21 protein-coding genes and 2 tRNA genes are annotated in these 24141 nt (G+C 65.4%); 10 read left to right on the forward strand and 13 right to left on the reverse strand.

The genetic code is table 11. From position 1 onward, the window contains the following. Nucleotides 1–7 precede the first annotated feature (7 nt). A complete protein-coding gene (locus ACEN98_RS19145; RefSeq protein ID WP_413386475.1) occupies nucleotides 8–1000 on the reverse strand; it encodes an alpha/beta fold hydrolase in 993 nt (330 codons plus the stop codon). Between the two features lie 199 nt (nucleotides 1001–1199). Between ACEN98_RS19145 and ACEN98_RS19150 the strand changes: the two genes are divergently transcribed. After that, a complete protein-coding gene (locus ACEN98_RS19150; RefSeq protein WP_413386477.1) occupies nucleotides 1200–2726 on the forward strand; it encodes a carboxylesterase/lipase family protein in 1527 nt (508 codons plus the stop codon). 42 nt (nucleotides 2727–2768) lie between these two features. After that, nucleotides 2769–3575, forward strand: coding sequence for a class I SAM-dependent methyltransferase (locus tag ACEN98_RS19155; RefSeq protein ID WP_413386479.1), 807 nt, complete (start codon nucleotides 2769–2771; stop codon nucleotides 3573–3575). Here the strand turns inward: ACEN98_RS19155 and ACEN98_RS19160 are convergent. Then, nucleotides 3572–4405 carry a helix-turn-helix domain-containing protein gene (locus ACEN98_RS19160; RefSeq protein ID WP_413386481.1) on the reverse strand — a complete coding sequence of 278 codons (834 nt, stop codon included), beginning with the start codon at nucleotides 4403–4405 and terminating at the stop codon, nucleotides 3572–3574. The two genes, ACEN98_RS19155 and ACEN98_RS19160, sit on opposite strands and share 4 nt — an antisense overlap. Before the next feature lie 137 nt (nucleotides 4406–4542). Between ACEN98_RS19160 and ACEN98_RS19165 the strand changes: the two genes are divergently transcribed. Together ACEN98_RS19165 and ACEN98_RS19170 are read left to right on the forward strand one after the other, a co-directional pair. Beyond that, the gene (locus tag ACEN98_RS19165) at nucleotides 4543–5472 is read left to right on the forward strand and encodes an alpha/beta fold hydrolase (RefSeq protein WP_413386483.1); all 930 of its coding nucleotides are present in this window, start codon (nucleotides 4543–4545) and stop codon (nucleotides 5470–5472) included. Between the two features lie 283 nt (nucleotides 5473–5755). Beyond that, the gene (locus ACEN98_RS19170; RefSeq protein ID WP_413386485.1) at nucleotides 5756–6547 is read left to right on the forward strand and encodes a PEP-CTERM sorting domain-containing protein; all 792 of its coding nucleotides are present in this window, start codon (nucleotides 5756–5758) and stop codon (nucleotides 6545–6547) included. 102 nt (nucleotides 6548–6649) lie between these two features. On the opposite strand, the gene ACEN98_RS19175 is transcribed toward ACEN98_RS19170, so the two are convergent. The 4 genes from ACEN98_RS19175 to ACEN98_RS19190 form a co-directional block, all read right to left on the reverse strand. Beyond that, a tRNA-Phe gene (locus tag ACEN98_RS19175) sits at nucleotides 6650–6720 on the reverse strand. Nucleotides 6721–6735: 15 nt separating this feature from the next. Then, the gene (locus tag ACEN98_RS19180) at nucleotides 6736–7221 is read right to left on the reverse strand and encodes a hypothetical protein (RefSeq protein ID WP_413386487.1); all 486 of its coding nucleotides are present in this window, start codon (nucleotides 7219–7221) and stop codon (nucleotides 6736–6738) included. Between the two features lie 20 nt (nucleotides 7222–7241). Further along, nucleotides 7242–10085 (reverse strand): UvrD-helicase domain-containing protein, encoded by a 2844-nt coding sequence (locus ACEN98_RS19185; protein WP_413386489.1) that lies wholly within the window; start codon nucleotides 10083–10085, stop codon nucleotides 7242–7244. Between the two features lie 206 nt (nucleotides 10086–10291). Then, a tRNA-Phe gene (locus ACEN98_RS19190) sits at nucleotides 10292–10367 on the reverse strand. A gap of 135 nt (nucleotides 10368–10502) precedes the next feature. Here ACEN98_RS19190 and ACEN98_RS19195 point away from each other — a divergent pair. The 6 genes from ACEN98_RS19195 to ACEN98_RS19220 all read left to right on the forward strand — a co-directional run bounded on the left by ACEN98_RS19195 (nucleotide 10503) and on the right by ACEN98_RS19220 (nucleotide 17962). Further along, entirely contained in the window at nucleotides 10503–11741 is a 1239-nt protein-coding gene (locus tag ACEN98_RS19195; RefSeq protein WP_413386491.1) for an FAD-dependent monooxygenase, read from the forward strand. A gap of 27 nt (nucleotides 11742–11768) precedes the next feature. After that, nucleotides 11769–12491 carry a DsbC family protein gene (locus ACEN98_RS19200; RefSeq protein ID WP_371767897.1) on the forward strand — a complete coding sequence of 241 codons (723 nt, stop codon included), beginning with the start codon at nucleotides 11769–11771 and terminating at the stop codon, nucleotides 12489–12491. Nucleotides 12492–12647: 156 nt separating this feature from the next. Then, nucleotides 12648–13106, forward strand: a complete 459-nt coding sequence (locus tag ACEN98_RS19205; protein WP_413338139.1) for a (2Fe-2S)-binding protein — start codon at nucleotides 12648–12650, stop codon at nucleotides 13104–13106. A gap of 10 nt (nucleotides 13107–13116) precedes the next feature. Then, nucleotides 13117–15336: a molybdopterin cofactor-binding domain-containing protein gene (locus ACEN98_RS19210; RefSeq protein WP_413386493.1), complete on the forward strand. Its 2220-nt coding sequence runs from the start codon at nucleotides 13117–13119 to the stop codon at nucleotides 15334–15336. Nucleotides 15337–15338: 2 nt separating this feature from the next. Then, nucleotides 15339–15929, forward strand: a complete 591-nt coding sequence (locus ACEN98_RS19215) for a nucleotidyltransferase family protein (protein WP_413389059.1) — start codon at nucleotides 15339–15341, stop codon at nucleotides 15927–15929. Nucleotides 15930–16132: 203 nt separating this feature from the next. Then, entirely contained in the window at nucleotides 16133–17962 is a 1830-nt protein-coding gene (locus ACEN98_RS19220; RefSeq protein ID WP_413386495.1) for a M61 family metallopeptidase, read from the forward strand. A gap of 78 nt (nucleotides 17963–18040) precedes the next feature. On the opposite strand, the gene ACEN98_RS19225 is transcribed toward ACEN98_RS19220, so the two are convergent. The 7 genes from ACEN98_RS19225 to ACEN98_RS19255 form a co-directional block, all read right to left on the reverse strand. Next, a complete protein-coding gene (locus ACEN98_RS19225) occupies nucleotides 18041–19597 on the reverse strand; it encodes an ATP-binding protein (RefSeq protein WP_413386497.1) in 1557 nt (518 codons plus the stop codon). A gap of 5 nt (nucleotides 19598–19602) precedes the next feature. Further along, nucleotides 19603–20409 (reverse strand): alpha/beta fold hydrolase, encoded by an 807-nt coding sequence (locus tag ACEN98_RS19230; protein WP_413386499.1) that lies wholly within the window; start codon nucleotides 20407–20409, stop codon nucleotides 19603–19605. Nucleotides 20410–20485: 76 nt separating this feature from the next. Then, nucleotides 20486–20971, reverse strand: a complete 486-nt coding sequence (locus ACEN98_RS19235; protein WP_413386501.1) for a TonB family protein — start codon at nucleotides 20969–20971, stop codon at nucleotides 20486–20488. A gap of 1 nt (nucleotide 20972) precedes the next feature. Further along, nucleotides 20973–21773, reverse strand: a complete 801-nt coding sequence (gene trpC, locus ACEN98_RS19240; RefSeq protein ID WP_413386503.1) for an indole-3-glycerol phosphate synthase TrpC — start codon at nucleotides 21771–21773, stop codon at nucleotides 20973–20975. 8 nt (nucleotides 21774–21781) lie between these two features. Then, entirely contained in the window at nucleotides 21782–22420 is a 639-nt protein-coding gene (locus ACEN98_RS19245; protein ID WP_413386505.1) for a LysE family translocator, read from the reverse strand. A 1-nt stretch (nucleotide 22421) separates the two neighbouring features. Then, on the reverse strand, nucleotides 22422–23456 hold the full coding sequence (gene trpD, locus ACEN98_RS19250; RefSeq protein WP_413386507.1) for an anthranilate phosphoribosyltransferase: 1035 nt from the start codon (nucleotides 23454–23456) through the stop codon (nucleotides 22422–22424). Between the two features lie 115 nt (nucleotides 23457–23571). Continuing rightward, complete coding sequence (locus tag ACEN98_RS19255; RefSeq protein ID WP_413386509.1) at nucleotides 23572–24141, reverse strand: anthranilate synthase component II; 570 nt, start codon at nucleotides 24139–24141, stop codon at nucleotides 23572–23574.

Below are 24141 nucleotides of genomic sequence, written 5' to 3' on the forward strand. Positions count from 1 at the left end.
ATGCGGATTACAGGTGGCCGACGGCGATGACGGCATCGGCGAACGCGCGCGGCGCTTCCTGCGGCAGGTTGTGGCCGATGCCCCCTTTGATGAGTTCATGCTTGTACTTGCCGGTGAAGCGCCTGGCGTACGCGGCCGGTTCCGGGTGCGGGGCGCCGTTGGCGTCGCCTTCCAGGGTGATCGTCGGCACGGTGATGGCCGGGAAGGTGGCCAGGCGCTGTTCCAATTTGTCGTATTTCGCTTCGCCCTGGACCAGGCCGAGGCGCCAGCGGTAGTTGAAGATCGTGATGGCGGCATGGTCCGGGTTCTCCAGCGACGCCGCGCTGCGCTCGAACGTGCGGTCGTCGAACTGCCATCGCGGCGACGCGGTCTTCCAGATCAGCTTGGCGAAATCGTGGCGGTTCTTCGCATAGCCGGCGGCGCCGCGCTCGGTGGCGAAGTAGAACTGGTACCACCATTGCAGCTCGGCGGCCGGCGGCAGCGGCTGCTTGCCGCTTTCCTGGCTGCCGATCAGGTAGCCGCTCACGGACACCAGCCCTTTGACACGCTCGGGCCACAGCGCGGCCACGATGTCGGCGCTGCGCGCACCCCAGTCGTAGCCGGCCAGGATCGCCTTGTCGATCTTCAGCGCATCCATCAGGTCGACGACGTCCTGCGCCAGCGCGGCCGGTTCGCCGTTGCGCACGGCCTTCGGATCCAGGAAGCGGGTCGTGCCGTAGCCGCGCAGGTGCGGCACGATCACGCGGTACCCGGCCTTCGTCAGCAGCGGCACGACGTCGACATAGCTGTGAATGTCGTACGGCCAGCCGTGCAGCAGGATCACGACGGGATCGTTGGCCGGCCCCGCGTCGACGTAGCCGACGTTCAGCACGCCCGCATCGATCTGCCTGACGGACGGGAAGGTTTCGGACGTTTGGGCGTGGGCCGGGCCGAGGGCGGCGACGGTGAGGGCGGCTGCGCCGAAGACGTTGCGCAGCGTGCGGGCGATGGGCTGGTTCATTTCGATTCCTCCGGTAACTGGTCAGATGGTCTGCTGCCGTAAATTACTTATCGCGATAATCATTATGTCGATAACTTTATCCGAGCGCCGGGCGCTTTGCAAGCGCGAAAACCATTATTTCGATAATTATTTTTGACACGCTGGCCTGCCCGAAAACGAGGCCGCTAAAATGTCTTTTCGACAAATATGAGGAGACGACATGAAAGGTGCGGCTGTTGTCGCCGGATGCCTGCTCGCTGGAATGGCCCAGGCGGCCCAGGTGACGGACCCGGTGCACGTCACGGGAGGGCGGATCGTCGGCACGGCGGCCGACGGCGTGAACGTATTCAAGGGCGTGCCGTTCGCGGCGCCGCCCGTCGGCCAACTGCGCTGGCGCGCGCCGCAGCCGGTCGTGCCGTGGCAGGGCGTGAAGACCGCGCAGGCCTACGCGCCGGCCTGCGCGCAGACGGCGGCGTGGATCCCGGATCCGAAAAGCGAAGACTGCCTGTACCTGAACGTGTGGGCGCCCGCGCAGGCGCGGAAGCTGCCCGTCATCGTCTGGATCCACGGCGGCGGCTATTACGGCGGCACGGGCGCCCAGCCCGGTTATGACGGCGGCAACCTGGCGCGGCGCGGTGTCGTCGTCGTCACCATCAACTACCGCCTCGGCATTTTCGGCTTCTTCGCCCATCCCGAGCTGACGGCGGAGTCGCCGGACAAGGCGTCGGGCAACCAGGGCATGGAAGACCAGGTCGCGGCGCTGCGCTGGGTGCGGCAGAATATCGCGGCCTTCGGCGGCGATCCGGCGCGCGTCACGATCATGGGCGAATCGGCGGGCGGCGAATCGGTCGCCGTGCTCGTCGCGTCACCGCTGGCCAAGGGCCTGTTCCAGCGCGCGATCTCGCAGAGCGGCAACTTCGCGATGCCGATCGACGCCAGCGAGAACGCCTTGTTCGACCGCACAGCCGCGGAACAGGCCGGCGTGGCGTTCACCAGGGCGGTGGGCGCGAAGCGCCTGGCGGACCTGCGCGCGCTGCCCGTCGCCGCGCTGCAGAAACCGGCATGGGCGCCGCATCCGATCGTCGACGGCCATCTGCTGCGCGAAGACTTGACGACGACGTACCGCAACCATCGCCAGAACGACGTGCCTTTGCTCGCGGGCTGGAATGCGGAGGAGGGCAAGGACCTCGCACCGGAAATCCTCGGCACCGACAAGTTCACGGCCGCCAGCCACAAGGCGCTCGTGGCGAAGCTGCTGGGCCATGCGCCGTCCACCGCCGTGCTGGCTACGTATCCCGGTGCGACGGATGCCGAAGCCAGGGCGTCGATCGACCGGCTCACGACCGACTGGTGGGGCTGGCGCACGTGGTACTGGGCGGCGCTGCAGGCGCAGTACGGCCAGGCCAGGCCCTACCTCTACTATTTCACGCACCGGCCGACCGAACCCCTGACGCCGTGCGGCTATGGCTGCGGAGCGGGGCATGGCGCGGAGATCCAGTACGTATTCGATCACCTCGGCCAGGATCCGCGGCCGTGGTCCGCATACGACCGCCAGCTGGCCGCGCGCCTGGCCGACACGTGGGCAAGCTTCGCGCGCACGGGCACGCCGAACGGCAAGGGCTTGCCCGACTGGCCCGCGTTCGACGGCCGGCCGGCGACCATCCTGCGCATCGGCGACGCGGCCGACCTGCAGGCGCGGGGCAGGCTGCCGGATTTTTCCTTGTTCGGGCAGCCGCCCACACGCTAGCGAAACGGCGTAAGCTGTCCGCTTCGATGCCGGGGAGGTCCCATGACGCTTGCCGATGCCAGGTTTGGCGGTTCCATTCCGCAGCTTTATGACCGGATGCTCGTGCCGCTCATCTTCCAGCCCTATGCGGACGACCTGGCGGCGCGGGTCGCACATGAGCGGCCCACGCACGTGCTGGAGGTTGCGGCCGGCACGGGCGTCGTCACGCGCGCGCTGGCCGCGTGCCTGCCGGCGGCCAGTACGATCGTCGCGACAGACCTCAACCAGGCGATGCTCGACCAGGCCATCGCCACCGGCACGGCGCGGCCCGTCCAGTGGCAGCAGGCGGACGCCATGCGGCTGCCGTTTCCCGACGCCGTGTTCGACGCCGTCGCGTGCCAGTTCGGCGCCATGTTCTTCCCCGACAAGGTGGCCGCCTATGTCGAGGCGCGGCGCGTGCTGCATCCCGGCGGGAAATTCATTTTCAACGTCTGGGACCGTATCGAAGACAATGACTTTGCGCAAGTCGTCACGGACGCGCTGGCACAGGCGTTTCCTCTCGACCCGCCCGGATTCCTCGCGCGCACGCCGCATGGCTACCACGACCTGGCCATCATCGCGGACGACCTGGCGCGGGCCGGCTTCACGACGCCGCCCGTGTGTTCGACGCTGGCCGCGCGCAGCCGGGCCGCCACACCGGACATACCGGCCATCGCCTATTGCCAGGGCACGCCGCTGCGCAACGAGATCGCGGCCTCCAGTCTGGCGGAAGCGACCGCGCACGCGGCGGCGGCCATTGCGCAGCGGTTCGGGCCAGGACCGGTGGATGGAAAGATCCAGGCGCACGTGATTGCTGTCGCGCGCCCCTAGCTCGCACGAATCTGCGAAGGGCTGAGCCCCAGCAGCCGGCGCATCCAGCGCGCCATGTGGCTCGGATGCGCGAAGCCGGTTTCCAACGCGACTTCCGTGACGCTGAGCCGCCCCTCGAGCAGATGCAGCCGCGCCCGTTCCACGCGCCGTTCGAGCACGAACCGGTGGACCGGCGTACTGGTCGCCTGCCTGAACAAGGCCTTGAAATGCGAAGGACTGAACCCCGCGACGGCGGCCAGTTCGGCGAGCGTCAGGTCCTGGTCCAGGTGGGCGTCGATGTAGTCGACGACGTGGCGCAGGCGCCAGGCGGGCAGCGCCCGTGCCGGCACGGTCATCGACCGCGACTGCAGCGCGACGAGGCGCACGGCGAGCGCCGACGCGAGACTGTCGGCGAACAGCCGCCCGCCCGGGTGGGCGTCATGGTCCTCGGCCTGCATCATCCAGCCGATGCGCTCGATCTGCGGATCGCGGACGTGGATCGCCGGCGCGAGGTCGAAGGCGCGCGCGCCGTGTCCCATGTCGTCGGCCGTGGCGCGCAGGTGCGCGGGCGCGAGCCGGAGCAGCAGCGAGGTGGCCGGCTGCGCCAGGGTCCAGCGCGTGCTGGAGCCGCCCGGCACGACGCAGAACTGGCCGTGCAACCGTACGCCCTGCCGCTCGGCCTTGCCCGCCCGGTACGACACCGGCACCGGCCCGCCCAGGTGAAGGCACAGCACGTGGCGTTCGTCCACGGGCGAATCGAACCGGCCCGACGGCACCGGCGACGTCAGCACGTCGAGGAGCGGCAGCGGGGCCGTCGCTGGGCTGGGATAGCAAGATGGGCGGTCGGTCATCTGATCCTCCGGTACGCGTCCCGCCAATGTACAAGGAAATCATCCGTTTGTGTCCGCCGCCGGCCGCCGGTGCGCGCCGGGTCGGCTCCGCGTCGCTAGCATCCTTCCATGTCCAACGCAGCGAAGGAGAGTCGAGCATGAAACGCAGGGATTTCTTGTACGTGACCGCCGCAGCGGTCGTAGCCGGCCGTGCGCAGGCGGCGCAGACGGAGGTGGAACGTTATCGCCACGCGCGGCGCCATGTGGACCTGCCGTGTGGCCGGATTGCCTACGTCGAGCGCGGCACGGGTGCCGCGGCGCTGTTCCTGCACGGGGCGCCGCTCAACGGCTTCCAGTGGCGCGGGGCGCTCGACCGCCTCGCCCCGTACCGGCGCTGCATCGCCCCCGATTTCATGGGCCTCGGCTACTCGCAGGTCCCCGCAGACCAGTCGGTGGCGCCCGCCGCCCAGGTGGCGATGCTGGCGGCGCTGCTGGATGCGCTGGGCGTCAGCCAGGCCGACATCGTCGCTTCCGACAACGGCGGCGCGGTCGCGCAGCTGTTCCTGGTTCGCTTTCCGGCGCGCGTGCGCACGCTGGTGCTCACCAACTGCGACACGGAGCCCAACAGCCCGCCGCCGCTGATCCAGCCGGTGCTCGACATGGCCCGTGCGGGCACGCTGGCCGACGACACCGCGCAGTGGCTGGCCGACGGAAACCTGGCGCGCGCGACGTTCGGCGCGGCCGCGTACCACGACCCGGCGCTGCTCACGGACGACATCATCGACTACTACGTGGCACCGATGGTGAGCACGCCGTTGCGGCGCAGGCAGTACCACGCATTCCACGACGCGCTCGCGCCGAATCCGCTGGCGGGCATCGAGGCGGCGCTCAAACGCACCACGGCGCCGGTGCGGATGGTATGGGGCGCCAGCGACATGATCTTTCCGCTGGCGGATGCCGCTTATCTTGACCGTATTTTCCCGCGCTCGCAGGGAATATATCGAGTTCCAAAAGGAAAATTATTTTTTCAGGAGGAATTTCCCGATGTAATTGCGGAAGAGGTATTGCGATTATGGCGTGCTGGTTGAATACAAGAGTTGATTAAAATTATCGAGATTTTCCCTAATTAAATAAGAGGATGAGCATAATATGAAGCCGTATCGGGTTTAATGAATGCATATGTTTTATATTCTATCGCCGATTTACCCGATTTAAATGTCGGTGTATTTAACAGTTACAGGATCTATATCGATGCGGATTTAAAAAATCCATTTTCTTTCAAGTAGATAAGTGCGTGGCACAGGAATTGCTAAGGTGTCGCAGTGCATTAGTTGCACCCATAACTCTTATTGACTTGAAAGGACTACACAGATGAAATTAAAATTCGCGCTGGCCGCTGCCCTCGCATTCACCGCCATTACCGGTACCGCACACGCCGGCGCCTTTATCAATGGTGGTTTTGAAGATGGCAATGCAAACGGCTGGACGACTGGGGAAGGGTATCGTTGGGATACGCTGAATACGAGCCTGTCGCCCGCCACTTTCCTGCCGGGCGGCAGCAAGTACACGGGGCCGGCAACCCGCTCGTCCGTCAACGCCGCTGGCACGGTCGATCCGTTGCTGGGCTCGTTGCTGGGTTCGACCGTTTATTCGGGCCAGTACTCGTATCGTGTCGAAGACACTTCGGACGGCGGTAATGCATCGGTCCTCAGCCAGAAAGTGACGAATTACACCGAATCGAATATCTTCTTCGCCTGGAAAGCCGTGCTGGAAAATGGCGGCCACACCGCCGATGAATCGGCCGAATTGCTGATCACGCTGACCGACGATACGACGGGCACGGTCCTGATCAATCGCGTCTACAATGCCGGCGACGGCGGCGGCGGTGTCGACAGCCGTTTCACCATGAATGGCGACCTGTTTTATACGTCGGCGTGGCAAATCGAACAGCTCGCGATCGATTCGTCGCTGTCGGGCCACGATTTCACGCTGTCGATTCTGGCTGCCGATTGCCAGCCGTCCGCACACACGGGTTATGCCTATATCGACGGTTTTGGCGCGGTTATCCCGCCGGTAAAAGTTCCGGAACCGGCATCGGCCGCGCTGATGCTGCTGGGTGCCGGCGCAATGCTGCGTTCGCGTCGTCGCAAGCAGGCTAAATAAAACACGTATGAATAAAACGCCATCCGCGGATGGCGTTTTAATATCGATAGCCTGAAAACAAAAGCGCCGACCTGCAAGGGTCGGCGTTTTCGCTTGAAACTTTGGTGGCCCGGCGCGGATTCGAACCACCGACACAGGGATTTTCAATCCTGCGCGCGGTCGCTTGCGCTGCCCCCTGGCGTGACAGCTCAGACGAAGTTCCTGATGAACTCGTAGTAGGCGCACGGCCCGAAGGACGAATGGCGAATCACCGATTTCTTGATCAAGGTGATAAGAGCAACATAATCCTTGAGCGTGAGATCGTTGTCTTTGCCGATGTTTTCGACGCCAATCTCGACCACGTGGGCGACGATGCCGTCGAAGGCTGGATGGTTCAGCACCTTCTCGTTTTTCGCGAAGCCGAATTTTTGTTTCACTGCGATGATCGAATTGTCGAGACCCACGATACACAAGGCATCGGTCAGTTCGGGTATGGCTTCGTACTCGGCTCTGAGGTGGGTTTCGATGGTTTGGCAAATGCCGAGTTGCAAATCATTCTTCGGGTCCATTGTAGTTACCTCGTTGTCGTAAGCCGCTTGCTGGCGGTGGATCTGGTCAAAAAATACCGTAGCGTCGCAGTCCCGCTCATTTGTGTGGACGATCAAGACCGTTGCGGCCGGGCTGGAGGCGTTCACGGACGTCGGTACGCACAAGATCATTGCCGTCCGGCGCGTCGGATGATCGGCTCGGCCGTGACCGGCAGTCCGGCAAGCCCGAGCAGATCATTGATATGCCGATCGTAGCGCGGATCGGCCAATTCCTTGACGAGAGGAAGGTTGAGGGCTGAATACACCGGCACCCATTCGTCACTGCCATCAGGACCGCGACTGCGCAGCGACAATGCCGGATTCAACTGGTAGACCCCGGTTGCCACGCGCTTGAACAGGTGCCTGTTATAGGCGTAGTCGCGATCGACCTCGTTGCGGGCCAATACGCCTGAGATGAAGGCCCGCTTCCTGCGTTCGGGAGGCAGTACGGCAGCCGGCATCCTTTCGTACGCGCCGAGCAGCATCCCGGCATCGAAGCCGCCTCGGTCGCTGGCGTCCGCATTGCCGAAGCACGACTTGAACAGCACCCACATCGTTTGCAGTATCAGGTATTCGGACTGACGCGCGTCGATGCGCACGAGGCGCTCGCCGACCATCACGTCGATGCGAGCTGGCGCCACCAACTGGTAGACCGCGCCGAACGGCCCCTTGGCGTATTCATCGTCGCGCAGCGCAGCCGCGATCGCCCAGTGCAGCGCGTTGCGGCCCAGGTGATCGACGGCCGTGGTATCGGCGCCGCGTTCGAGCAATGCAGTCACCAGGGGAACGTTGCCGGCCGCCGTTGCCGCCATGAGCGGCGTCTGGTTCATCGGCGTCCGATGCTCGACGCCATGTTTATCGCATAATTTCAGGATGTCCTTGAAATTGCGAGCGAAATAGGGTTGGTAATGGCGCCGGCCAAACGTGACGGCATGCATGGGAAAACCGCGTGCCTGGCCGAAGCCGGCGTCGTGCACCAGGAAATAGGCGAGGATCGGTTCGTCGAAGCAGGTCGCGTAATCATACAGCTGGGTCTTGGTTTTGCTGCCCGGTACCTGTTCGCGGAACACCCTGGACAGCGTCTCACGCAGCCTGGCCTCGTCGAGCACGGGCCAGGGGACGGGTGACGTCTTCAGTATCATGCGTTCGATCGCGTCGGCCTGTTCCTGCTTGCCCTGCAATGCCAGCCTGCGCGCTTCCTTCTGCCAATCCTCGAGGCTCGATGCTTGCGCGGCCGTTTTCGCCGGGGCGTCCAGGTTTGCGATATCGAGCAGGCGCAGCAGCGGATGTCCTTTATCCGATTCGACCAGGTAGACATTGTGGATAGCCCGCGTCAGCGCCACGTACAGCGCGTTGACGTAGAACTTGTAGATTTCGAGCGATTTGTCGCCCTTGTCCCTGGCGCGGCCGTACTGCAGTTCATCCCCGGTAAGGTCGGATTCACCGACTCCCTCCGCGATTGCGGCGAACTGGGCGCGGTTGTCCGAAACAAAGCGGTACAGGACAATGCTGTCGTACTCGAGGCCCTTCGCTTCATGTACCGAGAAGATCAACGGGGTGTCGAAGTGCTTTCTCGCCTCGGCCTTATCTTCGTCGCGCAATACCAGCACCGCAAAGCGGGTCGAGCGGCGTGTTTGCGCGTTCAGGTCGCGCCGCACGGCATCGCTGTCGGTCAGCAGGCTGGCGGTGCCCTCATCCTGCTTGACGGCTTCGACCAGAAAATTGCTCTCGCGGTCAATGGAGCCAAAGCGCCTGTGCTTGATTTTCAGGAGCGTGTTGGCAATCCGCGTGACCAGCTTGCCGTTCCTGAAATTGGCGCGCAGGACTTGCAGTTGCTGTCGTTCGGCCAGTTCGGGATCGTGCCAGAACAGACTCTTGACTTTCCCCCATGAAAAGAAATTCGGGTGGACGATCTGGTTCGAGTCGCCGCACAGCAAGAATTGTCCCGGCTTCTTCAGCATGCGCAACACGAGCGCCAACTGGACCGGGGTAAGGTCCTGCACCTCGTCGATCACCACGAAATCGTAGCGCGGCTGCACTTGCCGCCGCCAGTCGTGCGACACCAGGTTCGAGTCGAACAGCCGGGCCTCCTGCAGCCAGACCCGGTATTTTTCGAACAGGTCGTACAACGCGGTGCGATCGCCGGACGAGAAGATCGATTGACGTGCGCCGAGCGCCGCATACTGGTCGCGCGTCAGCACGCCCGCGGCGTCAGCGGTGATCACGCCCCGGATTTCTTCGTATGCCTGGTGGGCGCCGATGCCCTTGAATTGCTGGCGCATGCGCGCGAACCAAGTGGAAAAATCGCGCCAGCTGGCTTCGCGGCCCTGCGGGATGCGGATCGACTCGAGGAACTCGCGGAAGGACAGGAAATCCGTTTCCTGTCCTTCGCGTTCGAAACCATGCGCGTAGTACAGGTCGCGCGCCGACTGGGCAAGGTAGGCCGACAGCGTCACGTACAGGATATCGCCCTGCGCCTGCTTCATCTTCTCGAGCGTCAGCGCGGTCTTGCCGCTTCCCGCGCTACCGACGATGATCAAGGGGGTGGCTTGCAAATAGACTGCCTGCTGTGCATCGTCGAACGAAATGACCTTGTCGAGCCAGTGCACCTGTGGCCGGTTCGGGTTCACATACCCCACCGGCTCGGCTTCCCGGATGGCTTCGGCCAGATCGGCTGCCGGAATCTTGGTATCGTCGATACTGGCCCCGCGGAGAAAGCGCGACTTGTCGTAGGCGTGCTGCTCGATCACTTCCAGCATCAGGGCATAGGTTTCGCCATCGTAGCGGACGATGGAGAACAGCAAGCGGTCGGCATAATCGAGTTTTGCTCGATAAAACTTACCCTGCGTAAGGTTGGTCAGTTTCTTGACATCGGCCGCGCGGAAGTCGTCGCGCTCGATCGCTTCTCGTACCCTGGCATACTGGTTTTTGTTGCGCGGAGGGGAAAATTCGATGTATTCGAGGATTTTCATGGACGCCTGTCACGTATTGATACGGAATAAAAATTAATCGATACCGAGACTGTGGATTAGTCAGATTGGATGAGCCAGCCTGGACAATTGGGTCTGATGCCGCCGCCTCAACGCCGCTTTGTACCGGAAATAGATCGGATGCAAGATTTCGGATCCCGGAAACGAAAACGCCGACCTGCAGGGGTCGGCGTTTTCGCTTGAAACTTTGGTGGCCCGGGGCGGAATCGAACCACCGACACAAGGATTTTCAATCCTCTGCTCTACCAACTGAGCTACCAGGCCAAAGGAGGCATGATTATAGCGACGGGTTTGCGAAGCTGCAAGGGCCTGTCGAGCAGTTTTTTTGGCAACGGCCAGGACGATATGCCCGTCCCGTTCGCAGGAAGCAGGCCACGGTGAAGGTCTATAATGTTCATCATGAGCACACAGACCACTTCCTCCGCACATCATCGCAACGTCGCCCGCCGCAGCGACATCTGCATCGTCGGCAATGGCGCCATCGCCAAGACGGCGGCCCTGGGCCTGTCGCAGGCCGGGCACAGCGTCACCTTGCTCGTGCCGCCCGCGCGGCCGGATGCGCCGGAGGCGTCGACCGGCGCCGAAAAACCCTGGGATGTGCGCGTGTACGCGCTCAACCATACGGCGCATACGTTGTTGTCGTCGCTGAAAGTATGGGGCGCGCTCGACATGGCGCGCGTGGCGCCCGTCGACGCCATGGACGTGCAGGGCGACGGGGAGCAGGGCGGCCATCTCGGGTTCGATGCGTTCGGCGCCCATGCGGGCTCGCTCGCGTGGATCGTCGAGGACAGCAACCTGAACCAGGCGCTCGACGCGGCGCTGCGCTTCGCCCAGAACGTCGAGACCGTCACGGGACGCGCCTGCCGCATCGTGAGCAGCGCGGAAGACGTCGAGGTCGAGCTGGAAGACGGCAAGGTGCTCGCGGCCCAGCTGCTCGTCGGCGCCGACGGCCGCGATTCCTGGGTGCGCGGGCAGTGCGACATCGGCATCGATTACCGTTCGTACCACCAGCGCGCCATCGTGGCGAATTTTGCGTGTGAGAAGCCGCATCACAACGTCGCCTATCAGTGGTTCACGTGCAAGGAAGGCATCGTCGCGCTGCTGCCGCTGCCGGGGAATAAAGTGTCGCTCGTGTGGTCCGCGCCGGACACGCTGGCGGACACGATCATGAACGAATCGCTGGGCGAACTGGCGATCCGCCTGGGCGAGTATTCGGAAAACAGGCTGGGCCTGCTGAAGCCGCTGCAGCCGGAAAACGTCAAGGCGATCCCGCTGGCGCTCGTGCGCCCGCACGCGATCACGGCGCCGCGCGTCGCGCTCATCGGCGACGCGGCCCACGCGGTGCATCCGCTGGCCGGGCACGGCATGAACCTGGGCTTCGGCGATATCAATGCGCTGCTCGACACGCTCGCCGCGCGCGACGACCACCAGGGCATCGGCGACGAGCGCCTGCTGGCGCGCTACGCGAGAGCGCGCAAGGAAGACGTATTGCTGATGCAACTCGCCACGGATGGCTTGGAGCGCTTGTTCGGCGCAAATCTTGAGCCCGTGCGCGTGGTTCGCAATTTAGGATTAAACTTGCTGGATAAGTTGCCTCTGATCAAGCGACGGCTGATCGCCCACGCGATGGGCAGGTAACGCGGCACATCATTAAGGAATTCACTCATGGGTAAAACGAAGCTCGCCGTCCTGCTGGCGACCGGCCTGATCACGTCATGCGTCGGCGCGCAGAATTCGGTCGAGGCGAACATCAAGAAGGCGATCGAACCGCGCCTCGGCGGCGCCAAGATCGAGTCGATCAAGGAAACGCCGTACGCCGGCCTGTACGAACTCCGCGTCGCGGGCGACATCCTGTACACGGACAAGAAAGGTGAATACCTCATCATCGGCCATGTCTACGATGCCAAGACGACGCGCGACCTGACCCGCGAGCGCATCGACGACATCAACAAGATCAAGTTCTCCGACCTGCCGCTGAACGACGCCATCAAGCAGGTCAAGGGCGACGGCAAGCGCGTGATCGCCGTGTTCGAAGACCCGAACTGCGGCTACTGCAAGCGCCTGCGCCAGACGACGCTGAAGAACATGGACAACGTGACGATCTACACGTTCCTGTACAACATCCTGTCGCCGGACTCGTTCGAGAAATCGAAGAATGTCTGGTGCGCCCCGGACCGCGCCAAGGCCTGGGATGACTGGATGATCAACAACAAGCCGGCACCGGCCGCGCCGGCGAGCTGCGAGTCGCCGAACGAGAAGGTGCTGGCGCTGGGCCAGAAGCTGCACATCACCGGCACGCCGGCGATCTTCTTCTCGGACGGCAGCCGGATTCCGGGCGCCGTCGACCAGAAGACGCTCGAGGCCAAACTGGCCGCCCTCAAGCAGTAAAACGAAAAGCCCGGCACCGCCGGGCTTTTTTTGCTCGCATGTGCAAACGTTTGGTGGGCATGGAGTGCCGTAGGGTGGGTTCCCCGAGCCCACAATGCGACCGCAACACCAAACCGGCAAACCAACAAACCAACATACCAAAGCAAGGGAGAAGACATGCTCACATTGAACATCAACGGGCGCGACGTCCAGGTCGACGCCGATCCCTCCACGCCCATCCTGTGGACGCTGCGCGACAACCTGAACATGACCGGCACCAAGTTCGGCTGCGGCGCCGCCCTGTGCGGCGCCTGCACGGTGCACCTGGACGGGCAGGCGATCCGCTCCTGTGTCACGCCGATCTCCGCCGCCACGGGCCACAAGATCACGACCATCGAAGCGATGGAATCCGACAAGGTCGGCAAGGCCGTGCAGGACGCGTGGGTCAAGCATGACGTCCCGCAGTGCGGCTATTGCCAGAGCGGCCAGGTGATGAGCGCCACGGCCCTGCTGCGCGTGAACAAGAAGCCGACCGACACCGACATCGACAACGCCATGAGCGGCAACATCTGCCGCTGCGGCACTTACCAACGCATCCGCGCGGCCATCAAGGATGCCGCCAAAACCCTGGCGTAAGGAGGCCCGCATGCTATTCGAACAGATGAAAAATGCGGCGCCCGCCGGCGGCCGCTTTGCCCCGACCTCGCGCCGCGGTTTCCTGAAAGCCGGCACGCTGGCCACCGGTGGCCTCGTGCTCGGCTTCGTGCTGCCAACTGGCGGCCGCTTCGCCCGCGCCGCCGATGCCGCCAAGCCGACGGCCTACGCGCCGAACGCCTTCCTGCGCGTGGCGCCGGACAACACGGTAACCGTGCTGGTCAACCGTCTCGAGTTCGGCCAGGGCGTGCACACGGCGCTGCCGATGGTGATCGCGGACGAACTCGATGCCGACTGGAGCCAGGTGCGCGGCGAGCTCGCGCCGGCCGCCGACGTGTACAAGGATCCGGCCTTCGGCATCCAGATGACGGGCGGCTCGGGCACCATCGCCCACTCGTTCACGCAATACCGCGAAGTGGGCGCCCGCGCCCGCGCGATGCTGGTCCAGGCCGCCGCCCAGCAGTGGAAGGTGGATCCGTCCCAGTGCCGCACGGCGAAGGGCGTCGTCTACGGCCCGGCGGGCCAGAAGGCGACTTATGGCTCGCTGGCCGAAGCGGCGATGGCCCTGCCGGTGCCGCAGACCGTCGCGTTGAAGGACCAGAAGGCGTTCCGCTACATCGGCAAGCCCATGCCGCGCCTGGACGCGCGCGCCAAGTCGACGGGCCGCCAGCAGTTCGGCCTGGACGTCAAGCCGGCCGGCACCAAGGTCGCCGTCGTCGCGCATCCGCCCGTGTTCGGCGCGAAGGTGGCGAAGTTCGATGCAGCCAAGGCCAAGGCCGTGCGCGGCGTGATCGCCGTGCTGGAGATTCCGGTTGACCGGGGCGGCCGCGGGGTGGCCGTCGTCGCCGACGGCTACTGGCCGGCGAAACAGGCACGCGACTTGCTCGCCATCGAGTGGGACACGAGCGCCGTCGAGAAAGTCGACAGCGCCAAGCAGCTGGCGCAGTTCGCGGAACTGGCGAAGACGCCGGGCGCCGTCGCCCGCAAGGCCGATACGTCGAAGCTCGCGGGCGCCAGCAAGAAAATCTCGGCCGTCTACGAATTCCCGTACCTGGCGCACGCGCCGATGGAACCGATCAACTGCACGGTCGACCTGAAGGACGACGCGTGCACCCTGTGGGTCGGCTCGCAATTCCAGACCATCGACCAGGCCGCTGCCGCCGCGACGGCAGGCCTGAAGCCCGGGCAGGTCACCCTGAACACGATGATGGCGGGCGGCGGCTTCGGCCGGCGCGCCGTGCCGACGTCGGACTTCATCGTGGAAGCCGTCAACATCGCCAAGGCCTACAAAGCGGCGGGCCATGCGGGTCCGGTGAAGCTGATCTGGAGCCGCGAGGACGACATCCGCGGCGGCTACTACCGTCCGTCGCACATCCACCGCGCGGACATCGGCCTGGACGCCGGCGGCAACATCGTCGCGTGGGACCACACGATCGTCGGCCAGTCGATCATCACCGGCACCGCGTTCGAACCGATGATGGTCAAGAACGGCGTCGACGCCACGATGGTCGAAGGCATGGGCGAGCCGTACGACGTGCCGCTGAACCTGACGGCGCATGCGGTGAAAGCCAACGTGCCCGTGCTGTGGTGGCGCTCCGTCGGGTCCACCCACACGGCGTTCGTGATGGAGACGCTGATCGACGAGGCGGCCCATGCTGCCGGCCAGGACCCGGTCGCGTACCGCAAGAAGCTGATCGACGCGAAGCATGCGCGCCATCATGCGGCGCTGGATCTCGCCGTCGCGAAATCCGGCTACGGCAAGAAGACGCTGCCGAAAGGGCGTGCATATGGCGTCGCGCTGCACGAGTCGTTCAACACGGTCGTCGCCTACGTCGTCGAAGCGTCGATCGTCGACGGCAGCCCGAAAGTGCACAAGGTCACGGCCGCCGTGCACTGCAACCTGCCCGTCAACCCGATGTCCATCGAGGCGCAAGTGCAGGGCGCCGCGCTGATGGGCCTCGGCACGACGCTGCCGGGTGCGCGCATCACGCTGAAGGATGGCGTCGTCGAGCAGCAGAACTTCGGCGACTACACGGTGGCGCGCATGAACGACATGCCGCAGGTGGACGTCCACATCGTGCCGTCGCAGGATCCGCCGACGGGCATGGGCGAGCCGGGCCTGCCGCCGCTGGCGCCGGCGCTGGCCAATGCCGTGTTCAAGCTGACCGGCAAGCGCCTGCGCAAGCTGCCGTTCGACCTGGCGGCGGCGTGAACCTGTCCCCGGTCGCGCATGTTGTCGGCCTTCTGTTGGCGGCCGGCCGGGGGCGCCGTTTCGATCCGGCCGGCGTGCGCAACAAGCTGCTGCAGCCGCTGGCCGGCGAACCCGTCGTCGTGGCCAGCGCGCGCAAGCTGCTGGCCGCCGTCCCGCGCGTCGTCGCCGTCGTGCCGCCGCTTGACGCCGGCGTGGGCGGGCAACTGGCCGCGCTCGGCTGCGACGTGACCGTGTGCCCGGATGCCGACAGCGGCATGGCGGCTTCGCTCACGCATGCCATCCGTTATTCGCTGCCATCGAACCCGCAGGCCTGGCTCGTGGCGCTGGGCGACATGCCGTATGTCGATCCGGCCACCCTGCGCCGCCTCGCCGAGACACTGGCCGCCGGTGCGGGCATCGCGGCACCCGTGCTGGATGGGCGGCGCGGCAATCCGGTCGGATTCGGGGCCGTGCACCTGGACGCGTTGCTGGCGTTAAGCGGCGACGCGGGCGCGCGGCGGCTGTTGCAGGCGTTTCCGGTGACCGAGGTGCCGGTCGACGACCCGGGGATTTTCCGCGACATCGACCTGCCGGGCGACCTTACGGGAACGTAATCCCAACCGTGTGAACATGCGGTTCTGTTCACGCTGGCCACGTGAACATGCGGATCTGTTCACGCTGGCCACGTGAACATGCAGATCTGTTCACGCTGGTCACGTGAACATGCAGATCTGTTCACGCTGGCCGCGTGAACATGCTCTTTTTCTGAAAAATCCGATTACACTACGGCGCATCGGAGAGAGATTGTTCACGTCATATGAAAAAAGCACCCCAGAAGCAGCCGCCGGCCATCCAGTACACCATCGTCCCGAAGGACCTCGCCGGGCACCTGTTCAACGTCACCGTCACCGTGGCGGCGCCGCATCCGGACGGGCAGGTGTTCGCGCTGCCGGCCTGGATCCCGGGCAGCTACATGATTCGAGAGTTCGCGCGCAACATCGTGCGCATCCGCGCCGAGGCCGCGGGTGAAGCGGTCCGTCTCACGAAGCTGGACAAGCATAGCTGGCAGGCCGCGCCCGCCGCCGGGCCGCTGACGCTGCATTACGAGGTGTATGCGTGGGACCTGTCGGTGCGCGCCGCCCACCTGGACCAGACCCACGGCTTCTTCAACGGCACGAGCGTGTTCCTGCGCGTCGTGGGCCAGGAGACGCGGCCGCACCAGGTCGACATCCAGCGTCCGGGCGACCCGGCCGCCCGCACGTGGCGCGTGGCCACCTCGCTGCCGGAAGGGGGCGCGAAGCGCTACGGCTTCGGCACCTATGTCGCGGGCGACTACGATGAGCTGATCGACCACCCCGTCGAGATGGGCGATTTCGTGCTGGGCGGCTTTACCGCGCACGGCGTACGCCACGATATCGTCATCACGGGCCGCGTGCCGAACCTGGACATGGCGCGCCTGGAAAAAGACCTGAAAGCCATCTGCGAGACCCAGATCGCGTTCTTCGAGCCGAAGACGAAGAAGGCGCCGATGGACCGCTACGTGTTCCTGACGATGGTCGTCGGCGACGGCTACGGCGGCCTGGAACACCGCGCGTCGACGGCGCTGATCTGCGCGCGCACCGACCTGCCGACGACGGCCGCGCCGAAGACCGCCGAGCCAAACGAGGGCTACATCAAGTTCCTGGGCCTGTGCAGCCACGAGTACTTCCACACCTGGAACGTCAAGCGCATCAAGCCGGCCGTGTTCGCGCCGTATGACCTGCAGGTCGAGAACTACACGCCGCTGCTCTGGCTGTTCGAGGGTTTTACGAGCTATTACGACGACCTGATGCTCGTGCGCAGCGGGATCATCAGCGAGGCCACGTACTTCAAGCTGCTCGGCAAGACGGTCGGCAGCGTCCTGCGTGGCACGGGCCGCACGAAGCAGAGCATTGCCGAGTCCAGCTTCGACGCCTGGAGCAAGTACTACCGCCAGGACGAGAACGCGCCGAACGCGATCATCAGCTATTACACCAAGGGTTCGCTGGTCGGCCTCGCGCTCGACCTGACGATCCGCGCGAAGACGGAAGGCGCGAAGTCGCTGGACGACATCATGCTCGCCTTGTGGGACCGCTACGGCCGCGACTTCTACAAAGGCAAGGAAGGAGGTGGGCGCGGGGTCACCGAGCAGGAGGTGGAAAGCCTGTTCGACGAGGTGAGCGGCGTGCGGTTGAAGTCGATCTTCGACCGCTACATCCGCGGCACGGAAGACATCCCGCTGGCCAAGCTGTACGCACCGTTCAGCGTGAAGGTGATGGAAGAGCGCAAGAACGCCAAGCCGTCGCTGGACGCCGGCATCGGCCGCGACGCCGCCGGGGTCAAGCTGACGCAGGTGCACGAAGGCGGCGCGGCGCACCAGGCGGGCCTGTCGGCCGGCGACATCCTGATCGCCGTCGACAGCCTGCGCGTGAACGGCAACCCGTCCAACCTGGACCAGCTGCTCGCGCGCTACCGCGTGGGCGACACGGTGACCGTGCACGCGTTCCGCCGCGACGAGCTGATGGCGTTCGACGTCACCCTGCAGGGCGACCGCGTGCCGTGCGTGCAGATCTCGGTGGCGCCGGGCACGCGCAAGGGGCCGGCGGTGAAGCGGCCGAGCGCCAGCTGAGCGTAGGGTGGGCGGCCCTCCGCCCACGCGTAATGCTTGCACATCGCCGGCGTCACGCGTGGGCACGGGGTGCCCACCCTACGGCAAATAGGATCGCAAGAGATCGAAATCGATCGGCTTGGTGAGGTGACGGTCGAACCCGGCCGCGAACGCCCGCTCGCGGTCCTTCTGCTGGCCCCACCCGGTCGTCGCAATCAGCGTGATGCCGGCCCCCGCAGACAGCTGGCGCACGCGGCGCGCCAGTTCGTAGCCGTTCATGTCCGGCAGGCCGATGTCGAGCAGGGCAACGGCCGGCGCGAAGGCGGGGAGCATCTCCAGCGCCTGGGCGGCCGTCGCCGCCGTTTTCACCTCGCAGCCGTGCAGCTCCAGCGTCATCGCCAGCGTCTCGGCGGCATCCTCGTTGTCGTCCACGACGAGGACGCGCAGTTGGGCCGGCGCCGCCGTTCCGGACGGTGCCTGCAAAGACGGCGCCCACACGCTGCCTTGCGCCAGCGGCAGCCGGATCGTGAACGTGCTGCCCAGGCCCGGGCCCGGGCTGTCCGCATGCACGCTGCCGCCGTGCAGTTCGACGATCCCGCGCACGAGCGCCAGGCCGATCCCGAGGCCGCCTTTCGACCGTTCGAGCGCCGGTTCGAGTTGCGAGAACATGTTGAAGACGGTGGCGAGCGCCGAGGCGGGCAGGCCGATGCCGTTGTCGCGCACGCTGATCTCGGCCGTGCCGTCGTCGCACGACAGCCGCAGCTCGATCGTGCCGCCATCCGGCGTGTACTTGGCCGCGTTGGTGAGCAGGTTGATGACGACCTGCGCGAGCCGCGTCGCATCGCCGTCCACGACCACGGGCGGCGCCGCGATGGACAGGCGCAGCGTGTGGCGCGCCGCTTCCATCGTCGCGGCGAGGTCGTGCGCCGCGCCCTGCACGAGGGCGGACAATTCCACCGGCGCGCGTTGCAGTTGCATGCGGCCCTGCGTGATGCGCGAGACTTCCATCAGGTCGTCGACGAGGCGCGTCAGGTGGCGCATCTGCCGGTCGAACGCCTGGAGCAGGCGGTTGTCCGTTCCGTGGCCGAACTTCAGCTTGAGGACGTCGAGCGCGCTGCGCATCGGCGCGAGCGGGTTGCGCAGTTCATGCGACAGGGTTGCGAGGAATTCGTCCTTGCGCCGGTCCGCGGCCGACAGCTGCGCATTCAGCTTTTGTAATTCCTCCTCGGCGCTGCGGCGCGCGTCCAGCGCCGCTTCCGCCGCCTTGCGGGCCGCCAGCAGTTCGCGTTCGTACGCGCGCCGGTCGGAGGCCTTGAACAGGGCCCAGTGGTCGATCATGCCGTCCGCTTCCTGGCGGCGGCTGATGTTGATCAGCATGGGCAGGCGCTCCTGGCGCTTGTTGCGCAGGTCGACCTGGATCTCGGCCACGGAGCCCTGCACCTGCAGGATCGGCTGGCAATGCGTGTGGTAGAACAGGCGGGCGCCCACCGGCAGCAGATCCTGCATGCGCACCTTGCCGACGAGCTCCTCCTCCGCATAGCCGAGCCACGTGCACGCCATGCTGTTCGCCCTCAGGATCACGCCGTCGGCCTCCGTCAGCAGCAATGCGCAGGCGGCTTGATCGAACAGGATGTCGCCGGAGGGCGCGGTCGGCACGGATGTCAGCGCAGTGCGTGCGCGAGGAAGTTGTCGATGGCGCGCGAGCTTTCCGTGGGCGCGCTCATGTGCGGGCAATGACCGACGTTCTCGATGACGTGCAGGACGCTGTCTGGCAGGTGCCGGTGCAGGAAGTCGCCGACGGCACGGGGCGCAACGAGGTCGTCGCTGCATTGCAGGATCAACGCCGGCACGGTCGAACGGGGCACGTCCGCGCGGTGGTCGGACAGGAATGTCACGCGGGCGAAATGCTTGGCGATCTCGGGATCGTTGCGGCAAAAGCTCTCGGTCAGCTCCTTGCGCAGTTCCGGACGGTCGGGCACGCCCATGATTGCGGGCGCCAGGCTGCTCGACCAGCCGAGGTAATTGGCGTCCATCGTCTCGAGCAGCTCGTCGATGTCTTCCCGGCTGAACCCGCCGACGTAGTCGCCGTCGTTGATGTAGCAGGGCGACGGGCCCACCATGACCTGCGCGACGAATTTTTCCGGTGCCTTGATCGTGGCCAGCAGGCCGATCATCGTGCTGACGGAATGGCCGACGAAGATGACGGGACCGGTCGCGCATTCGTCGACGATCTCGAGCAGGTCGTCCGCGTAGCCGTGCAGGGTGCCGTACTTGTCGCGGTCGTACGCGGACAGGTCGGAACCGCCGCTGCCGACCAGGTCGAACGCGATCGTGCGGAAGCGATCCTCATAGGCCGGCGCCAGGAACCGCCACATGGTCTGGTCGCAGCCGAAGCCGTGGGCAAACACCATCGTCGCCGGGCCGGTGCCGGCCAGCCGGACATTGTTCCTGCGCTGTATTGTCGACATGAATATCAAATGTGTAAAAGTGTAACGAATAATTATAGACCGAATATTGCCGAGCAGGCGCACCCGTCGCGCATGGTCACGGCGACGGCGATTCCGACGCCTGCGGCCCCGCCAGGCTGCGCAGCTGATACCGCTCGCTGTCCGCGAACAGGAAGGTTTCGGAGAACGTGAGCCGGCCCGCCGGCGGGGGCGGCAGCGGCGAACTGCGCCGCACGGACGCCAGCGCGATCTCGGACGCATCCGGATTGCGCGAGCGCTGCACGGCCACGTCCGCCAGCTGGCCGTCGCGGTCGACGGTGATCTCGAGCACGACGATGGCCGGCAGCATGGGCGGCAAGGTGCCCGTCCAGGCGCGTTCGGGATTGTGGTCGGCCACGTGGTGCGCGACCTGGGTCTTGTAGTCGTCCAGGCCAGCGGGCGCGGGGGCCGTCGGCGGGGCGGGATGGAAGATACGTCCGACGGAAGAGGTGACAGCCTCGGTGGCCGTCCTGACGCTCGAGCATCCGCACAGGCCTGCGATCGAGATAACGAGAACGAGGCCTGCGCGGATGATCGTGTTCATGTCAGTCGAATAAGCGTTTGAGTTCCGTGCCGGGATCGGGCGCGCGCATGAACGCTTCGCCCACCAGGAACGCATGCACGTTGGCGTCGCGCATGCGCTTGACGTCGGCGGGCGCCAGGATCGCGGACTCCGTGACCACGAGCCGTTCCGCCGGAATGCGCGGCAGCAGGCCGATGGTCGTGTCGAGCGTGACCTCGAAGGTGCGCAGGTTGCGGTTGTTGATGCCCAGCAGGCGCGTCTTGAGCTTCAGGGCCGCATCCAGTTCGTCGCCGTCATGGACTTCGACCAGCACGTCCATGCCGAGTTCCTGGGCACATGCCTCAAGATCCGCCATCAGGCCATGATCCAGCGCAGCGACGATCAGCAGAATCGCGTCCGCACCCATCGCGCGGGCTTCGTATACCTGGTACGGGTCGATGATGAAATCCTTGCGGATCACGGGCAGGTTGCACGCGGCGCGCGCCTGCTTCAGGTACTCGGGCGAGCCCTGGAAGAATTGCACGTCGGTCAGGACGGACAGGCACGATGCGCCGCCCGCGGCATAGCTCCGGGCGATCTCGGCCGGACGGAAGTCGGCGCGGATCACGCCTTTCGACGGCGACGCTTTTTTCACTTCGGCGATCACGCCCGCACGGCCCGCGTCGATGCTGCGGCGCAGGCTCGCCTCGAAGCCGCGCAGGTCGGCGCGCAGGGCGGCATCGCTTTCGACGTCGCGGCGCAGGCTGTTGAAATCGCGCTGCTGCTTGGCCGCGGCGACTTCCGTGGCTTTGACGTCGAGGATCTTGTTCAGGATATCGGACATGGTGGTATTCAGTGTTGTTTCGCCAGCGCCAGCTTGACGCCGAGCCAGACGAACAGGCCGCCGGTGGCGCGGTTGAGCCATTGCGCGACGGCGGGATTCAGTTTCAGGCGCGCGCGTGCCTGCGCGGTGAACAGCGCCAGCGCATGGCACCACAACATGCCGTTGATGTTGAAGATGGCGCCCAGGATCAGGAAGGCGGCCGCCTTGTGCGGCGCGCTCGCGTCGATGAATTGCGGGACGAAGGCGAGGAAGAACAGCGCCACCTTCGGGTTCAGCACGTTCGTCAGGATGCCTTGCGCGTAGATGCGGCGCAGGGGCAGCGGGGCGATGGTGAGCGGCTGAGCGGCGGCACCGTCGCCGCGCTTGCTGAGCAGCATGCCGATAGCCAGGTACAGGATGTACGCGGCGCCAAGCAGCTTGACGACGGTGAACGCGGCGGCCGACGTGGCCAGGATCGCCGACAGCCCGAGGGCCGCAGCGAAGATGTGCACGAAGGTGCCCGTGCCGATGCCGAGGGCCGCCGCGCTGCCGGCGCGCCAGCCCTGCGTCGCGCTGCGCGTCATGATGAGCAGCGAATCCGGCCCCGGCATGATGTTCAGCAGCAGGCCGGACACGACGAACAGCGCGAGGTCGTGGATGCCGAACATGTCAGCTCGCCGCGCCGAGCTGGCGCGTGACGCTCACGAACTGGTCGAGCTTCGCCAGCGCCGCGCCCGACGCGATGGCGGTGCGGGCGCGCAGCAGGCCGTCCTCGATGGACGCCGCCACGCCGGCCGCGTACAACGCCGTGCCCGCGTTCAGCGCCACGATGTCGTGGGCCGGACCCGGTTCGCCGCGCAGCGCTTCCATGATGCGCGCCTTCGATTCGGTGGCGTCGGCCACTTTCAGGTTGCGGCTGGCGATCATCGCGAGGCCGTAGTCTTCCGGGTGGATCTCGTATTCGCGGATTTCGCCGTTGACGAGTTCACCGACCATCGTGCCGGCGCCGAGCGAGACTTCGTCCATGTTGTCGCGGCCCCAGACGACGAGCGCATGCTGGGCGCCGAGGCGCTGCAGCACGCGCACCTGGATGCCGACGAGGTCCGGGTGGAACACGCCCATCAGGATGTTCGGCGCGCCGGCCGGATTCGTCAGCGGGCCGAGGATGTTGAAGATGCTGCGCACGCCCATCTCGCGCCGGACGGCGGCCACGTTCTTCATGGCCGCGTGGTGGTTCGGGGCGAACATGAAGCCGATGCCCGTCTGCGCGATCGACTGGGCAATCTGCTCGGGTTTCAGGTCGATGTGCGCGCCGAACGATTCGATGACGTCCGCGCTGCCGGACGACGACGACACACTGCGCCCGCCGTGCTTGGCGACGCGCGCGCCCGCGGCGGCTGCGACGAACATCGACGCGGTCGAGATATTGAAAGTGTGCGCGCCGTCGCCGCCGGTGCCGACGATGTCGACGAGGTGCGTCGTGTCGGCCATCGGGACCTTGGTGGAGAATTCGCGCATCACCTGCGCCGCGGCGGTGATTTCGCCGATGGTTTCCTTCTTCACGCGCAGGCCCATGGTCAGCGCGGCGACCATCGTCGGCGAGATTTCGCCGGACATGATCTGGCGGAACAGGTGCAGCATCTCGTCGTGGAAGATTTCACGGTGCTCGATGCAGCGGAGGAGGGCTTCTTGTGGGGTGATCATGGCAGGTCCAGTATGAATATACACCTCGTCGCCCCCGCGTAGGCGGGGGCCCAATTGCTGTGCGGCGTGCAAGCAACTTGGGTTCCCGCCTTCGCGGGAACGACGTCGTTCTTGCTTAGGCGGTGCGTTCGAGGAAGTTCTTCAGCATCGCATGCCCGTGCTCCGACAGGATCGACTCGGGGTGGAACTGCACGCCCTCGATGTCGAATTCCTTGTGGCGTACGCCCATGATTTCGCCGTCGTCCGTCCACGCCGTCACTTCCAGGCACGCCGGCAGCGACGCGCGCTCGATCGCCAGCGAGTGGTAGCGGATCACCGTGAAGGGGCTCGGCAGGCCCTTGAACACGCCTTCGCCGATGTGCGCGATCTTCGACGTCTTGCCGTGCATGACCTGCTTGGCGCGGATGATCTTGCCGCCGAACGCTTCGCCGATGGCCTGGTGGCCCAGGCACACGCCGAGGATCGGCTTCTTCCCCTTGAATTCGCGCAGCACGTCCACCGACACGCCGGCATCCTTCGGCGACTTCGGACCCGGCGAGATGCAGATGCGGTCCGGGTCCAGGTCCGCGATTTGTTCGAGGGTGATCTCGTCGTTGCGCACGGTGCGCACTTCCTCGCCCAGCTCACCGAAGTACTGCACGATGTTGTAGGTGAACGAGTCGTAGTTGTCGATCATGAGCAGCAT

The organism is Massilia sp. CT11-137 (assembly GCF_047302885.1).
GTDB lineage: Bacteria > Pseudomonadota > Gammaproteobacteria > Burkholderiales > Burkholderiaceae_D > Telluria > Telluria orientalis.